Source organism: Desulfomonile tiedjei, assembly GCA_016212925.1.
In the GTDB taxonomy this organism is placed as follows: Bacteria; Desulfobacterota; Desulfomonilia; order Desulfomonilales; family Desulfomonilaceae; genus JACRDF01.
In genome coordinates this window covers 276,086-291,929 of record JACRDF010000003.1, presented here as the reverse complement: position 1 = coordinate 291,929, position 15,844 = coordinate 276,086, and the positions used below count along the sequence as shown (strand labels likewise).

16 protein-coding genes and 1 pseudogene are annotated in these 15,844 nt (G+C 53.4%); 7 read left to right on the top strand and 10 right to left on the bottom strand.

The window, feature by feature from the left end:
* Positions 1 to 52: 52 nt before the first annotated feature.
* Entirely contained in the window at positions 53 to 520 is a 468-nt protein-coding gene (locus tag HY913_01895) for a PaaI family thioesterase (protein ID MBI4962006.1), read from the top strand.
* Positions 521 to 527: 7 nt separating this feature from the next.
* Here the strand turns inward: HY913_01895 and HY913_01890 are convergent, their stop codons facing one another.
* Positions 528 to 2,459: a DUF4445 domain-containing protein gene (locus HY913_01890; GenBank protein ID MBI4962005.1), complete on the bottom strand. Its 1,932-nt coding sequence runs from the start codon at positions 2,457 to 2,459 to the stop codon at positions 528 to 530.
* Between the two features lie 135 nt (positions 2,460 to 2,594).
* Between HY913_01890 and HY913_01885 the strand changes: the two genes are divergently transcribed.
* Both HY913_01885 and HY913_01880 read left to right on the top strand, forming a co-directional pair.
* Complete coding sequence (locus HY913_01885) at positions 2,595 to 3,236, top strand: radical SAM protein (protein MBI4962004.1); 642 nt, start codon at positions 2,595 to 2,597, stop codon at positions 3,234 to 3,236.
* The gene (locus tag HY913_01880; protein ID MBI4962003.1) at positions 3,220 to 3,654 is read left to right on the top strand and encodes a hypothetical protein; all 435 of its coding nucleotides are present in this window, start codon (positions 3,220 to 3,222) and stop codon (positions 3,652 to 3,654) included. Before HY913_01885 ends, HY913_01880 begins: the two co-directional genes overlap by 17 nt.
* A gap of 4 nt (positions 3,655 to 3,658) precedes the next feature.
* On the opposite strand, the gene thiS is transcribed toward HY913_01880, so the two are convergent.
* From thiS to HY913_01850, 6 genes are all read right to left on the bottom strand, one after another.
* Entirely contained in the window at positions 3,659 to 3,862 is a 204-nt protein-coding gene (gene thiS, locus HY913_01875) for a sulfur carrier protein ThiS (protein MBI4962002.1), read from the bottom strand.
* A 497-nt stretch (positions 3,863 to 4,359) separates the two neighbouring features.
* Positions 4,360 to 5,085 (bottom strand): ABC transporter ATP-binding protein, encoded by a 726-nt coding sequence (locus HY913_01870; protein ID MBI4962001.1) that lies wholly within the window; start codon positions 5,083 to 5,085, stop codon positions 4,360 to 4,362.
* A 5-nt stretch (positions 5,086 to 5,090) separates the two neighbouring features.
* Complete coding sequence (locus tag HY913_01865) at positions 5,091 to 5,843, bottom strand: ABC transporter ATP-binding protein (protein MBI4962000.1); 753 nt, start codon at positions 5,841 to 5,843, stop codon at positions 5,091 to 5,093.
* Positions 5,844 to 5,890: 47 nt separating this feature from the next.
* Entirely contained in the window at positions 5,891 to 6,934 is a 1,044-nt protein-coding gene (locus tag HY913_01860) for a branched-chain amino acid ABC transporter permease (GenBank protein MBI4961999.1), read from the bottom strand.
* Between the two features lie 79 nt (positions 6,935 to 7,013).
* Complete coding sequence (locus tag HY913_01855) at positions 7,014 to 8,087, bottom strand: branched-chain amino acid ABC transporter permease (GenBank protein ID MBI4961998.1); 1,074 nt, start codon at positions 8,085 to 8,087, stop codon at positions 7,014 to 7,016.
* Between the two features lie 252 nt (positions 8,088 to 8,339).
* Positions 8,340 to 9,536: an ABC transporter substrate-binding protein gene (locus HY913_01850; protein MBI4961997.1), complete on the bottom strand. Its 1,197-nt coding sequence runs from the start codon at positions 9,534 to 9,536 to the stop codon at positions 8,340 to 8,342.
* 671 nt (positions 9,537 to 10,207) lie between these two features.
* Between HY913_01850 and HY913_01845 the strand changes: the two genes are divergently transcribed.
* A complete protein-coding gene (locus tag HY913_01845; protein ID MBI4961996.1) occupies positions 10,208 to 10,420 on the top strand; it encodes a hypothetical protein in 213 nt (70 codons plus the stop codon).
* A gap of 666 nt (positions 10,421 to 11,086) precedes the next feature.
* Here HY913_01845 and HY913_01840 read toward each other — a convergent pair.
* A pseudogene (locus tag HY913_01840) lies at positions 11,087 to 11,341 on the bottom strand (FHA domain-containing protein).
* Between the two features lie 326 nt (positions 11,342 to 11,667).
* Here HY913_01840 and HY913_01835 point away from each other — a divergent pair.
* A complete protein-coding gene (locus tag HY913_01835) occupies positions 11,668 to 12,477 on the top strand; it encodes a metallophosphoesterase (GenBank protein ID MBI4961995.1) in 810 nt (269 codons plus the stop codon).
* A gap of 16 nt (positions 12,478 to 12,493) precedes the next feature.
* On the opposite strand, the gene tsaB is transcribed toward HY913_01835, so the two are convergent.
* Both tsaB and rseP read right to left on the bottom strand, forming a co-directional pair.
* Positions 12,494 to 13,243: a tRNA (adenosine(37)-N6)-threonylcarbamoyltransferase complex dimerization subunit type 1 TsaB gene (tsaB, locus tag HY913_01830; protein MBI4961994.1), complete on the bottom strand. Its 750-nt coding sequence runs from the start codon at positions 13,241 to 13,243 to the stop codon at positions 12,494 to 12,496.
* A gap of 253 nt (positions 13,244 to 13,496) precedes the next feature.
* On the bottom strand, positions 13,497 to 14,603 hold the full coding sequence (gene rseP / locus HY913_01825; GenBank protein ID MBI4961993.1) for an RIP metalloprotease RseP: 1,107 nt from the start codon (positions 14,601 to 14,603) through the stop codon (positions 13,497 to 13,499).
* 131 nt (positions 14,604 to 14,734) lie between these two features.
* On the opposite strand from rseP, the gene nadD reads away from it, so the two are divergent.
* Positions 14,735 to 15,382: a nicotinate (nicotinamide) nucleotide adenylyltransferase gene (nadD, locus tag HY913_01820; GenBank protein ID MBI4961992.1), complete on the top strand. Its 648-nt coding sequence runs from the start codon at positions 14,735 to 14,737 to the stop codon at positions 15,380 to 15,382.
* Positions 15,382 to 15,822 carry a ribosome silencing factor gene (rsfS, locus tag HY913_01815; GenBank protein MBI4961991.1) on the top strand — a complete coding sequence of 147 codons (441 nt, stop codon included), beginning with the start codon at positions 15,382 to 15,384 and terminating at the stop codon, positions 15,820 to 15,822. The genes nadD and rsfS overlap by 1 nt, the downstream gene beginning before the upstream one ends.
* Positions 15,823 to 15,844 lie beyond the last annotated feature (22 nt).

Below are 15,844 nucleotides of genomic sequence, written 5' to 3'. Positions count from 1 at the left end.
CCGAACAGGGTTCCGTAAATTTCCCGATTGCGATCATTACAGAAGGTGCCGTATGCAAGATCAAGAAATAAGCCAGGCAAGAAGGGATTACCTCAAAGGAGACTACCGGCGGGGCTTCATTCGTTTCTGCGGCTTCGAGGCCGTCCGGGCAAGCTGGGGAAAGTTCGAGTCAACAGTGAAGATCGAAAAGGATCATCGCCAGCAGGACGGGTTCATTCATGCCGGGGTTATGGCGACTATGGCGGATCACACGGCCGGGTATTCCGCTTTCACCATTGTTCCGGAGAGCATGCAGATCTTGACCATCGAGTTCAAAGTCAATTTTCTGCGACCCGCGTTTGGAGAAGCCCTGCGTTGTTATTCCAAGGTCATCCGCGAAGGCCGCCAGGTCATAGTATCAGAATCGGAGGTATTCGACGTTAGGGGAGATGAGGAAGTCCCTGTTGCCAAGGCAATGGTTACTCTAATGGCCGTACCAAAAGAAAAGCTCGTGGGAACCGACAACAATTCCGAACTGTGATGCCAGCCTATTCATCGTAAATGCGCAGCCGTACTGACGGGAAAAGCTCGCCTCGTGTATGAGGCAGGAAAAGAGCAGCCATGAAGTTGTCCATATAAGACGGATCTTCGGATAGCTCCACATTGGTCATGGCCCGGGCAATTTCTTTAGACCGCTCGAACAGGTTCCTGTCAACAACTGCCAGTCTAGCGCCCTTCAGCGAAGAATTACCTATAAACGTGAACTTCTCTCTCGGAATGTCCGGCAAAAGCCCAATGGTAACCGCGTGATCAAGATTGATAAAGCTGCCGAATGCTCCTGCTATTATAACGCGATCCAGGGCGTCTACACTGAGACCGATTTTGTCCAGCAGACAAGTGGCCCCGGCAAACATGGCTCCTTTGGCCCTGAGTATGTTGTCCAGGTCAACCTCAGTGAGCACAATGTCTTCCTTAATACCGGTCTCCGGCGCTCTGCAGATCACGTACTCCAGCCCGCTCTTCCCTTCCCGAACCCGGTCGGTCTTCAGGCCGGCAGCATATTTGCCGTTTTGATTCAGCAGCCCGAGCTTCAGCATCTGAGAAATTATGTTGATTATGCCGGACCCGCAAATTCCCATGGCAGGTTTGGCATCTATGGTCTTGATCATGGGTTCGAGCGTGTCAGGGTCGATCAGTATGCCTTCAATGGCTCCAGGAGCCGCCCTCATCCCATATTCCAGCCCCCCTCCCTCAAAAGCGGGGCCGGCCGAACATGATGCGGTCATCAGCAGGTCCCTATTGCCTGCTACTATCTCCCCGTTGGTTCCTATGTCGATAAAGAGGGTCATCTCGTCGGAGTCCCACATGCCATTGGCCAGGACCCCGCTCACTATGTCCCCCCCCACGTACGAGGCCACACCGGGAAAGACCTTGATCACCGCGTGGGGATTCAGATTCAAGCCCAGCACTCCTGCGGGCACGGACTCGACATTCTGCGCCACTGGAACATAGGGTGATTCACGCAGGAACTTGGGATAGAGCCCAAGAAAAAGATGTGTCATTACGGTGTTGCCCGCTGCCACCATATAGTCTATCGAACTCATGGAAAGCCCTGTCTTGGACAATGTTTCGTCGATTATTTCGTTCAGGCCCTTGACCACGTGTTGCTGGAGCTTCTCCAGCCCATCCTTTTTGAGCGCGAATACAATGCGGCTTATTACGTCATCGCCCATGGAAATCTGCGGATTGTAGCGCGAGCCACGGGCCATCACTTCGCCGGTGTCGAGATTTATCAGTTCCCCCCACAGCGACGTGGTTCCGATATCGACGGCCAATCCCACCGATGGATCGACAGCATGGCCTGGACGTATGCGGCCCAGTCTGTAGACCTTCTCATCCGAATCAGCGCAGGTGTCCACCTGAAGACACGCTGTAATTTTCCAATCATTTTGGCGCACCTGAAACGGCATTTCCCGCAACAAATCCAGACCGGCTGTAACGGCTGATATGTCATGATTGACCCTCAGCGTACGTATGATCCTTTCGAAGTCACTGATGTTGTCGTCGGGTTTCGGCCGCGGCAACTCCATTAACACCCTGATAATGGTAGGATTATATTCGGGAATTATGGGGGATTCCATCGGCGCTGCGGTCAAACGCATCCGCTCCGCTTCATCCCTTGGGATGACCTTGCGTCCGACCTTAGCCTGGGGAACCTCGACGGTCACGTCGCCGGTGAGTCTGGATTGGCAGGCGAGCACAAACCCTTCGGCTCTCGCCGCGGCATGGACCTTGTCTATCTTGAGGGCGTCAACCGAACCTTCGAGGACCTTGATTTTGCACTGGCCGCAAGCACCAGAACCCCCACACGCGGCAGGCAGAAAAATACCCGCGTCGAGAGCGACATCGAGAAGCAGTTCCCCTACGAAGGATTCAACGATAACATCGTCGGGAAGGAATCGGACAAGAGCTTTCTGCAACCTTTCCCCTCCAAAAAATGGCCACCACTGCAATTTGAGGCTGGTATCTTATCACTAAGGATGACTTTTGCAAAATGTTCTGGTATTTGCTGATTCATATGAAAAGAATTTTCCAATGGGATCCGAGTTCACAATATGAGCTTGAACGTATCAGAGATTTTCCGCAGCATTCAGGGCGAGTCTTCCTTCGCAGGCCTTCCTTGCACTTTTGTGAGGCTCGCGGGCTGCAACCTCAGATGCCGCTATTGTGATACCCGGTATGCCCAGGAAGATGGTACGCAGATGGGCCTTGAAGAGGTCCTTGCCCAGGTCTCGGATTTCGGTCTGGAGTTGGTGGAAATAACCGGCGGGGAGCCTTTGGTCCAGCCGGAAACCCCCGCACTTGCGGCAGCGCTACTGGATCGCGGTTCCCGAGTACTGATTGAAACAAACGGTTCCGTCGACATTTCGATTCTGCCGGATGGTGTCGTCCGGATCATGGATATCAAGTGCCCTTCCAGTGGCGAGAGCGCGCAATTCAGGTGGGAAAATATATGGAAACTCCGGGATAGCGACGAGGTCAAATTCGTGATTTCGGACAGACATGACTACGAGTGGGCGCGGGGTATCGTCAGGGAACGATTCGGGCGGACCAAGACGCGAGTTCTTTTCTCAGCCGTTTTCGGGGAATTGCCACCTGGCAACCTGGTGGAATGGATTCTCCAGGATAATTTGCCGGTCCGATTCCAACTTCAAATCCACAAGTATATATGGCCCCACGATGCCAGAGGAGTTTAACGTCCGACCGACACGCGGGTTTGAATGGAAAACCCGAGCAAGCCTGTTCCGACTGCCTCTGATCTGTATTTCTTACGGGTATGACAGCGAGGGGAGGACACGAGTCGCCAAAGGGTGGTTGGCAATCGGTCAATTTGCCTTCGGCGGAATAGTTATTGGACAATTCGGCGCAGGGATACTGGCGTTCGGCCAGTTTGCGGTCGGCCTCTTTTCGTTCGGCCAGGTGGCTTTGGGGCTTCTAGTGGCTGTCGGCCAGATAAGCTGCGGATTATTTGCAGTAGGGCAGGTCGTGGTCGGCGTGTACGGCTTGGGGCAAATCGGTTGGGCAAAATACCTGTGGTCTCAATGGAGGACGGACATGGAGGCTGTGTCCATGTTCTCCACCATCAAAATGATACTGCTCCGCGAGGGCGGATAAAAAATCACCCCCCGAAGGAAGGGTGGATGAATTCGACGCGATCACCGTCGTTGATCCTGAAAATCTTGAATTCTTTCCGATACACGAAACGACCGTTGACCTCGACTATTACAGCGGGGTCGTCTTCGTTGAACCGATCCAATAGTTCCTGAACGGTCAGCTCGCACCCTTCCATTTCTTCGGGAAAGCCGTTGAACACTATCTTCAATTTCCGACCTCTAAAATAACTGCGCTCACGGTGGTTCGGCTCTCCTGGCGAGAAAGGGAGAGTTCAATTGTATTATGCCAACTCGGGCAGGTGGTCGCAATGTTTGATACGGACCATTTTCAAATGATGAAGATGGCTTCCGTGAAAAACCATCACTGACCTGGTGACCAGGTCAGTGGCACCCAACAGCCAATCAAAGTCGGCCTCGGGGTGCCAGGTAGGCGTGTTGGCCCCGGTCCATGTTTCATCTGGCAGAGCAATCGCTGTTTGAGCGCTATCCGGCATGACGCGAATATTCGTCCAAACACAGAGGCTGCGGGCGAATCGTTCATGTAAGTAAGTTCGCCCTGTTCCCTCGTCAAGAAGTTCCATAGCCTGGCAGTCTAATGGCTTGCGCTGTCAGCGGAAGCCATTAGACTGCCAGTAATATAGAAGTTTTTGGAGAGGGGCTTGGGGAGACCCTTTTTACAAAAAGGGTCTCCCCAATTTCTTTTTTCCTACCTCATGCCGCCGCCGAGGAAGGCTTTCTGGACCTCCGGATTATTGATAAGGGCGGAGGACACATCCTCCATGATGATTTTTCCCGTTTCCAGAATGTATGCCCTTTCCGCGATTTGCAGCGCGGCACGCGCGTTTTGCTCCACCATCATTACCGACAAACGGCCCTCTTCTCGCAATCGGCTTATTGTCTGGAAAATGAATTGAACCACCAGCGGAGCTAGTCCCAATGACGGCTCATCCAGCAGCAACACCTTGGGTCTGCTCATCAGGGCTCGGCCGATTGCCAGCATCTGCTGTTCCCCGCCGGAGAGCGTCCCCGAAAGCTGGGTCCGACGCTCATTCAGTCTTGGAAACATATCAAAGATGCGATCCATGTCTTCAGCGATCTGTCCCTTGGTTGCCCCGGAGGTTCTGGTATAAGCCCCCAATCTGAGATTGTCCGTCACCGACATATTGGCAAAAATCTGGCGGCCTTCCGGCACCTGGGAAATGCCCAGGCGCACTATGTCGTGGGCCGGGACGCTACTGATATCGGTCCCGTCCAGTTTGATCGAGCCGGCAGCTGTCGACACCAACCCGCAAATGGTGTTGATCAGGGTGGACTTGCCCGCACCGTTGGCGCCCAGCAACGTCACGCATTCACCATCCCTAATGGTCAGAGAGATTCCCTTGAGAACATGGACCTTGTCATAGTAGACGTGGAGATTTGTCACTTCCAGCATCGGTTCTATCCCACCGATGCAGAACCGGGACCCTGAGGCTGCGGAGCGGCTTCCTTGCCCAGATAGGCCTCGATTACTGCATCGTTTTCTTGGATTTCCTTGGGGGTTCCTTCAGCTATTTTCTGGCCATAGTTCAAAACCATTATCCGGTCGGAAATATTCATGATCAGGTTCATGTCGTGTTCGATCAGGACGACCGTAACACCTCTTTCCCTTATTTTGTAAATGAGCTCCGCCAGCGCCTCTGTTTCACCGGGATTCAGTCCTCCGGCAGGCTCGTCAAGCAGAATCACCTCGGGCTCGAGCGCCATGGCCCGGGCAATCTCCAGGTGCCTCTGGAGGCCGAAAGGCATGGAGAGGGCATCCACATCAGCCTTGGCACCGAGGCCGACAAATTCTACATATTCCATCGCGTTACTGCGAATGACCTTTTCGTCTCTGCGAGAGGTGGGCAACTTCAGAGCGCAGGATAGAAAGCCCGAAGAAGTCTTTATGTGGCGAGCAACCATCACGTTTTCCAGGGTGGTCATGTGACGAAACAGTCGAAGGTTTTGAAAGGTGCGGGCAATGCCCATACGTGCAATTTTATGCTGAGGCAATCCTGAAATATCGCTTCCCTTGAAAAAAACCTTCCCTTGGGTCTGCGGAACGGCTTGGGAAATCACATTTATTAAAGTGGTCTTGCCCGCTCCGTTGGGTCCGATAATTGCCGTTATGCTGCCCTGGTCCATCGAACAGGAAACATTTCCGAGGGCCATTATTCCGCCGAACTTCACGAATATTTTTTCGACTCCTAGAATTTGGTTCACTTTTCACCCGCCTTTTCCGTTTTCTGAAAGCTGAAAAGGCTCTGAAATAAACCCACAATGCCGTTCGGCATAAACATCATAATGATCAGCAATATCAAGCCGTAAACAAGAATATCGTAGTCGTGCAGAAACCTGAGGCTCTCCGGCAAGATGGTCATGATAATAGTTCCCACCAGCGCGCCCCAGACGTTCATCATCCCCCCCACAGCCACCATGACCAGGAAAAGAATGGACTCGTTAATGGAAAAGGTGACCGGTGAGATAAACGTCACGTAGTGGGCGTAGAAAGATCCAGCCAGGGAAGCCATCCCGGCTGACGTAACGAAGATACCGAGCTTCAATCTGGCCGTGTTCAGCCCCATTGCCTTGGCCGCTTCCTCATTCCCGTGAATGGCGCGCAGAGCCCGGCCGACCCTCGAATGGATGAGATTCAGGGACAGGATCATCAGGAGGAAGACTGTAAACCAGATAAAATAGAACCACTGGACAGGAGAGCCCAGTTCCCAAGACCCCACCCCCAACGCGGGTATTTGTCCGAACCCTGAAGGGCCTCCAGTCATAGAGCGATAAGGGGCCAGCGCCTTGGCAAGCGCGGCCGGAGCGTACCCTATCTTTATTCCGATCCACCGGAGCAGGTCGGTGAAGTCCTCGGTATCGGCAAGGGCAACTATGTGTATGACTTCCCCGATGCCCAGGGTTGCCATTGCCAAGTAATGTCCCCTCAACTTGAGGGTCGGAATGCCGACGATGAATGCCACGAGCGCGTTGAGAGCGATGCCCACAAGGATTCCTATCCAGGGGCTATAACCGAACTGAGCGGTTAAGATTCCTGAGGAATACGCGCCGATGGCGAAAAATCCGGCCTGGCCTATGGAGATTTGCCCGGTGTAACCCACCAACAGCGACAGCCCGATGCAGACAAGACTAAAAATGCCGGCAAAGTTTATCACCCTCAAATAATAGGGGCTGGGCAGTACCAAAGGGAAAATCGCTATAATGACGCCAAAAATGATTAGCGTGATAAGATTACCGCGCCCCATATTCCACTTCTCCAGGCGTTAGATACTGTGGCTCGTTGAACCGCACATGTTGCAACCCTATTAGCCGCCCGCGTGCGGTTCAGAATTCCTTGAATTTTGCGGCCTCAGCGCTACCGAACAAACCGCTGGGCTTATAGAAAAGAACCAGCAACAAGATAACCAGCGAAACCGCATCCTTGTATGCCGAAGAGATCAGTCCTGCTCCCAGCGCCTCAAGGATTCCGAGGATGAAGCCTGCTGCCACGGCTCCGTATCCGTTGCCCAGCCCGCCAAGAACAGCGGCTCCAAACCCTTTCAAGGCCAGCATGGGCCCTCGATCATAGTCCATAAGAGTAATCGGGGTGACCATATATCCGGCCACGGCCCCAACGAGCGAAGACATGCCGAAAGACAACAATATCATCCACTGATCGTTGATACCCATCAGTCTCGCAATGCTGCGGTTGAACGCGCAGGCCTGCATTGCTTTGCCGGTTAGCGTAAGGCTGTAAAACAACCCCACTAAGATCACAACCATGATTATCACAGCCACAACGAGCACTGTTTGGGGTAAGACGGTCGCTCCGAAAACAGTGATAGCCTTTTCCGAAACAAAATGGTTCATAAAGTACGGGTTCTTGCCGAACGTGAACATGGCGATCCCCCGAACGATAATTGACAGCGCAATTGTTATGATGATCAATTGGAGGACCGTAGGGCTCTCCATAGACTTTATTTTCACTTTCCTGAGCAACAGGTAAGCGCCGGACACTCCTGCCACTGTGATAATCACCGAAAGGGGAAGCGATAGTTCCGCCACCAGTCGGGTTATCCAGAAAATAATGGCCGCCATTCCCCCGTAATGAAATACGGTCAAATGATCGGTTGGCTCGATAGCGATCTTCTCCATTAGAAGACCGACAATAGTAGTGCAGATCACGGCAAGAAGAAAACCTGTCAGAATGGCCAAGTGAGGGGGCAGCCCCATGCTTTTAGCGACGGCCACAAATGTGGCCCCGAACAGGCCGCCCAGCATTACGAATTCACCCTGGGCTAAATTGATGATGCTGGTGGAATTGTACACCATCGTGAAGCCGAGGCCCACCATGGCGTAGATGGCCCCGATAGTAACGCCGGAAAACACGTACTGTAGAATGTCCGCAAAAGAAACCATGATTGCGGCTCCTGGCTAGAAAGAACCGAGACGGCCTCTCAACTGGTGACCGTCTCGGCTTCAAAGCTCCTGTTGGTTATTCACAGGCCGTTGAACTACTCCTGTAACCACTCACCGGGAAAATGGCCCAGAAACCTGCGATCTTCAAGGATCGCCCGGTTGCTTGTGGACAACGCCACAAATGTGTCGCCCGAGAGCGAGGCATACCTCACCCGTACGCGGTGCATCTTTCCAGTCCCGGTGAATGGCAACCTACTTCTTTTGGGAAAGAGGAATGATCTTCCCGCCCTTTTCAACGTAAAGCAACTCCAAAGATCCGTCTTTGTCAAGTCCCGTATGATCCTGGGCGCTCATGTTGAATATACCGGCAGTTCCGACCCATTTCTTGGTTTCTTCGATGCCGTCTCTAATCAGGCTTCTGGCTTTTGCCACATCCATATCCGGAGTAATCTTTTTCTCCTTCATGGCGTTGACGACAACCCAGAGGGCATCATAAGCATGGCCGCCAAAAGTGCTGACAGGAGGTCCGTGCTTCTTCTCGTATTCGGCCTTGTAAGTGGCAAGGACCTTCTTCTGGAAGTGGTCGTTTGGAAGAACATCTACAACGAGCAGTCTGCCCGCGGGGAAAATGATCCCCTCCGCAGCGTCGCCTGCCGCCTCTATGTACTTGGGATTGCCGAACCCGTGGCTCAGGAACAAAGGCGTCTTCATTCCAAGCTGCTTCATGTTCTTGGGAATAATCGACTGCGCCGGGACAATCGTCCAACCCACCACAGCTCCGGCTCCGCTGGATTCGATCTTTTTCAGCTGGGCCGTCATGTCTGTGTCGCCGGGGCCGAAGGTCTCGTCCGCCACCACTTCAATCCCCATGTCTTTGGCGTGAGTTTGAAGCTGTTTGCGCCCCTGTTGACCGAAGGCGAGAGTGTCGGTGAGAAGCCCGATCTTCTTAATGCCCATCTTTTTGATCTGCTCGATGATCCGGATGGCAACATGTGAATCGAGCTGAGGCGTCTTGAACACGAACTTTGATTTTTCGACAGGCGTAACGATTGCTTCCGCGGCAGCGCACGAGACGTTAGGGATCTTGGCGTTGTCGCAAATTGGTTTGATGGCCAAGCTGCAGCCACTTACCGAAGGACCGATAATCGCAAGCACAGTGTCTTTGTTAATCAATTTCTCGGCAGCGTTGACGGCTTTCGGCTCCAGGCCTTCATCGTCTTCGATGATCGCTTCCAGAGGGAAACCGTTCACGCCACCGGCTTTGTTGATCTCCTCCACGATCATCATGGTGGTCTTTTTCTCAGGGTCCCCCAGCCACGAAGCTTTTCCCGTCACAGAGAAGATTGCCCCTATTTTAAGCGGCTTCTTGTCTGCTGCAGAGGCTCCAAGCACGGTGGCAAAGGCAAAAATCATTGCCATTAGAACCGCAAGAATTAATCGTCCCTTCATCTCCCTCTCCTTTCTCTTGTTGTTTCAACGCGAGACAGACTTTAACAATCCATCGTTAAGAACGCAGCGAAGACGGATTCCCCATAACAACGTTCAGCCCGATGGAGCTGACAACCCAAGTACCGGCGGAGACTTTTCAACCTTATTATGCAACGTTAAAAAACACGCGTGGGTGAGACATTCTTGCGTTGGTGGCCTGGGGACATGCCCCTGTTAATGACTAAGCTTCGGCCAATGATAGAATTTAGAATACGGGCTGTCAAGCAACTTATCGGGGCATTGTGTCTTATTCCTATATTCCTGGTCGGGATAGGTCGAGCGATTCCTGTCCTGGTCCGCTCCAGTTGCCGGAGAATACCAAATTGATCGCGGCCCACACATCACGGGACATTGTTCGCTATAGTGAACTCTGTGGCAGCCAACATGGCTTGGCTACTTCTCCGCGTTTTGGCATAAGCGCCTGCCAAGTGGGCGGTTCTATGACGCCTTGGGCTACGCGACTCCGGCCCCCCTGTTCATTAAGGGCGACCTCCTAATAAAAGCGAGTGCGCAAAAGGCAGGGTCTTGGTATGGTGAAACGTCAGTGCCGTCCCGCGCTTCCAATGGCAACAATGTTAGAGCCGCTGGAACCCGGCCCTGTGCTGATACAGCCCACAGAACCGGAGGTACCAATGGCTGAAGAAAAATGGAGTGTGGAAAGAATTCATAAAGAGATTTACGACGCACGCACAAAAATGTTTGTGATCACCAAGGTATTGGAGACGGGAAATATCAAGATTTCGGAGTATCCCGAGTGGGTTTTGGTGCTCAAACCCATCCTGACAGACCTGCTGGCAAACACCCAAAAAATCAGTGAAATGCTGGAATCGAAAAAGAGTGAATAGAAGAAACTTTACAGGAGATCGAGGAGAGTCTGCCCGGGGGCCTTCGTTGGGGAGGCCCCCAGACAATCCGTTAGGACGCTATTGAGTTTTGCCCCACTGAAACTTCCTTCCGGAATCTTGGGACTGACTCTGCAACTGAGGACTGGAGGCCGCCTGAGAAGTTACCGCGCCCCCTTGAGACGAACCCGGTTCAGCGCCCACGCTGGCCGGCTTGTCTTGCTTTCCCCATTGCATGGCGCGTTTTGTGTCCGGTTTATCCTCTTTTCCCCACTTGATATTCTGGCGTTCGGGCGGAGCCGGAGTGGGTGTGGCCTGTTTTACGGTGCTGCGCCGGCTCTGGCGAGGCGTCTGAACAGCCGATGAACTGGGAGCGGTCCTGGCTTGTCTCACCGCCCGCTGGGGAGGCGGGGCTGTCGGTCTTGCGGGAGCCCCGACCGATGACTGCCCTGCATCTTCTTCATCGGAGTTCCTGCCATTCCAATAAATCTCACTGGGGTTCGAGCGGGTTCGCTCTCTCGAAGCCGAGGCTGAAGGTCGGGACGTGGTGTACGACGGCTGAGGAGCGGCCTGCCTGGCTGCTGCGCCGCGAGTCGCTGCAGGACGAGCCTGCGGCTGCTGTTGGTAAGGGTTGGCAGTTCTCTGCTGTGGATAAGCAGAGCCGGAATTGCCGTAGCCGTAATACTGTCCCGCCTGATCGTACCCGTACCCTTCGTAACCCTGGTACCCGCCGTAACCGGGGTAACTTTGAGAGCCTGCTGTCCCCTGCCGAGACGCACCGTACTGCTGGCCATAGCCCTGCTGACCGTAACCCTGCTGGCCGTAATCGTATTGCTGACCGTAACCCGCTTGGGGATAGGCATATTGTTGGCCGTAGCCCTGCTGGCCATATCCTTGTTGGCCGTAGCCCTGCTGGCCGTAGGCGTAAGCCCCGGGTTGAGCATAGTCTTGGAGGTACGAGTTGAAATCGCCCCCCTGGCCGGAAGACATTCCATAGTAATCTTGGCAATACGCGGGTCCGCTGATGCCTATGATGATCAGCCCCGTGGCCACTAGACTTACCAACCCTTTCATACGACGACTCCTTTGTTCCCTTCCGAGGCCTTACCAAGATCAGGGAAACGCTAATAATAAAAGGCACAAAGATTTGTTCTGAAATTCTAAAGAATTCAGCAAAAAAAATCAAGCTACTTTTTTAAAATTGGCCGCGTTCATTGACTTGAGGCCGCTCTCAGTTTATGTTTGCTCGCATGCGATCAGCTCACCTCTCAGACCTTCACTTCGGCCGAACCGTTGAACGCAACAAACTCGAGGCGTTAGGGATGGACCTGGCTTCCCAGGGACCGGATCTCCTTATACTTACCGGTGACATTACCGATCGCGGGACGATTTCTCAATTCCGCTGGGCCCGAGACTTTCTGCGATCCTTGAATATACCTTTCATAAGTGTGCCCGGAAACAGGGAAGTGGGCGTCCTGGCGGTATGGGAGTGGCTGCTGCCGTGGTTTGCCATGAGGCGTTATGGCAATTTTTTCGGAAAGATAGACAAAGTTGTTCATGCTTGCCAAGAATCCCGTGTACTCTTTTTCGGCCTTAACTCGGTCCATCCATTCCCTTCGTGGCCGGGCTCCATTTCGAGGGATGCCAGATACTGGCTCAAAGCCCAAGCCCCAAAATCTCCGGATTATGTTAAGGTACTATTTCTCCATCATCCGGTCCTTCCCGTCATTCGTAGTTCATCCTTCTGGGCGCACAATTTGTCCGACGCAGGCGAATTGCTCAACATTTGCACCCAGACGGGGATCCAACTGATCCTGCAAGGCCACAAACATCGTTCCAGCGTCATGGAGATAAAATTCCCCGAAAGAGACGCGAAGATAGTGGTTTCCTCCAGCGGCGCACCACTGATGTCGAGATGGGACCCGGTGTACCACATGATCGAGATATGCACCTCGTCAATTGTGATCTCCCCGAGAAGGTTTTCGGAAGGTTCTTTCAGTGAGACGGGAATTTATGAGTTTCCGTTGGATGGGGCGCCACCCCTTGGCCCGAACAAATGACCAATCCGGGGGGACATCAAAGAATCTTGCATTTTTCTTCCGCGTCGGAGCGCCGGATATATAGAGGAGCCAGGGAGTGCACATCCTCCACCACTCCCCCTTTGAATCTTTCCTCCGCGAGTATGGCGCAAGCGCTGGCCGACGGGATGACGATTCGAGTTTCGTGGCTGTCCCAAAGGTTGGCGGACAGGCTGTCAATTGCCCGTTCCGAGCAAATTGCAGGGCTATCGTGATTGATCTGTTCCAGGAGCCCTCGGAACAGGTCCGCCTTGATCAGAAGAGGGCCTTGCATCAGGACCGCTTTGTTCTCGCTCTTGCGATAAATACCGGCAAAGACCTCGCCCCTCCGCGCATCGATGACTGAAGCACCCACCTCCCCTTCGCCTAATCCCTGCCAGGCCAAAATCTCCAGGCTGGATACTCCGACCACAGGTTTGCCCAGGGCCAGTGCAATGCCTTTTACGGTCGCCAGGCCGACACGAATGCCGGAGAAAGAGCCGGGCCCTATGGCAACCCCAAATCCATGTACGTCTTCCAGTCTGATTTTGGTGTGACCGATAACGTCGCGGACGACCGGGGCCAGATTCTCCAAGTGCTCTCGGCCTGGAGACAGGGCCTTCTCGTGAATGACTCTTCCATCGAGCGCGATCGCAACGCTCAGGCGAGGCGTCGTGGTATGAACCGCAAGGATCATCATGTGCCGGCCCGATCGGCTTGTGGTGATCGAAGGAAGAAGGGAAATGGCAGTGAACACCAATTTACGCAATGCATTATTGTCTTAGCCCGGAAACGGCTTTGAGGCCGACGCTGTCTCGTTCCCAGGTTCCGTCTGGAAACGAGGACCCTAACCCCCATGATACGGCGGGCACGGCCCGCCCTACAGGAAGCGTCTCGCCGAATTGTAGGGCGGGCCGTGCCCGCCGACTCCTGTTGTTTTCAACAGCATCGAACCGTCTAGGTTTTCAGACATTTCTTCCGGCAACGGTTATATCAACTCAATCCCTGAATTTCTCGTTCAATCAGGGGGTCAGAGACCAGCCCTTGGTGACAATCCTGGTAATGTCGTTGTAAAAAACCAGAGCGATCAGGAATACGATAAACAGGAGGCCGAACTGCACGGCCACCTCTCTAACTTTACCGGTGACCGGCCGCCGAATTACCGCTTCGATCAGAAAGAACATCAAGTGCCCGCCGTCCAATATCGGTATGGGCAGAAGGTTGATAATTGCGAGATTGATGCTGATAAAGCTCATCAGGCCGATGAAATTCAACGTCCCCGCTTTTAAGCTCTCACCGGATGCCTGAGCGATGGTGATTGGCCCACTCAATGATTTGGCGCCGAGTTCGCCTCGCACGAGCTTGACCAACGAAACAACCACCAACTTGGTCAAATGGCCCGTGAAATAAATACCTTCGGAGACAGACCCTCCGACTCCGAGTTCAATGTTTTTTCCGGAGGGGGTTACGCCGATCCGTCCTGTCGGCTCACCGAACACGTCTTTTTGATCGCTGAGAACAGGTGTAACGGCCAGATCTATTTTTTCACCGTCTCTTTGTACGGTTACATTGAGTTTTCGGCCCGGACTCTTCTCAATTATGGCCCGCATGTCATCCCATCGCGAGACCGGTTCACCGTCTATTGCAACTATTGCGTCGTGTGGCTTGACGCCGGCTTCCATAGCTGGCGACCCGTCCATCACTTTGCCTACTTCGCTGGCAAGCACGGGCCACCCTGCCAGGTGGCCTGCGCATATCAGTACTACCGCAAGAAGGTAATTGGATAGAGGGCCGGCGACTATGATCGCCATGCGAGCCCAGAGAGGCTTGCTGGTAAAAGCCCTGGGGAGTTCTTCGGGCGGGATCTCTTCGTCGGACTCCGGGTCCTCTCCGAGGAGCTTGACGTATCCACCGAAAGGAAGCGCGCCTACCATGTATTCGGTTTCGCCCCATTTGCGCTTCAGAAGTACTGGGGGGAAGCCCAACGAAAACTTGAGAACCTTTACGCCAACCATCTTGGCGGTTATGAAGTGGCCAAACTCATGAATGAGAATCAACACACCCAAAAGGAGCAGAAAGCCTACCACATATGGACCCAACCAGGTCAGGTAACTCACGAAATTTTCCAATACATTGGCCTCCAGCGGAGAATTCGAAGATCTGATATGGAGCTTGAGACAATTCCTCTTTCAAATCGTTCTGATTAAATATAGAATCTCTCCCGGTGAAAACAAGCCCTTTGTGTAAAAACGGGAGCAAATTGAAGGTCGGAATTTTAGGTGGAACGTTCAATCCGCCGCATATAGGCCATCTTCGCCTGGCTGAGGAAGTTGCTTTTACGCATGGCCTTTCCAGGATCATTTTTATTCCAAGTTCCGTCCCACCACACAAGCGAGGGGACCATATCGCCCCCTCAGCTCACCGCTTTGAGATGACTCGCAGGGCCTGTGACGACAACCCCCTCTTCGAGGTATCCGACCTGGAGATCGCCGCGGACAACGGGCCTTCTTACACCGTGAATACTCTCGAGTTTTTCAAGCGAGAAGACCCGGTGCTCGACATCTTCTTCATTATCGGCACCGATTCTCTGGGCGAGATCCGCGCTTGGAGGGACTATGAGAAGCTGTTTGCGCTGTCCAATTTTATCGTGGTGAGAAGGCCGGGCACCTTGTTTGACGCTGCCTGGCAGGGGGTTCCGGCGGAGGTCCGGAGCGAATTTAAAGAAGAAGCAGGCCATCTCGTGCACTCAAGCTCAAGCCTCCTAATACCCTCGAAAGTTACGGGGTTGGATATCTCCGCGACAATGATACGTGCCCTCTGCAAAGAGGGTCGGAGTATCAAATACCTCGTGACGGAACCGGTACGCTCTTATATCATCCAACATAATCTATATAGGAATGGAGCCTGATGAGACGGCCCTCGCTGAATTCCCAATCACAGACAGCGTCCAAGGAAAAGGCTGAAACTCTCCTGCGAGCCGCACTTTCCAAGAAAGCGCTCAACCCGGTGCTCATCCGCCTGGCGGGTCTGACTTCTCTGACAGACTATTTCCTCATTGTTTCCGCCCGGTCAGCCAAGCAGGTCAAGGCCGTGGCAGAAGCGATCCTCACAGAAGCCCGCCACCGCAAGTTCCCGCGCTATTCTTCGGAAGGGGTGAATCAGGGAAACTGGGCGCTGCTGGACTATGGGGACGTGGTGGTTCACATCTTTCAAAAACCGACCCGCGAGTTCTACGATTTGGAGGGACTATGGTCGGACGCCCCGAGAGAGACTTTTCCTCCTGCCCTACTCGCTGAAATAGAGGCAGCGGTGGAAACGGACGAAGACCTGGAAGAAGAAGAGTTCTAGATCGTCTTCTGCGATAATGATT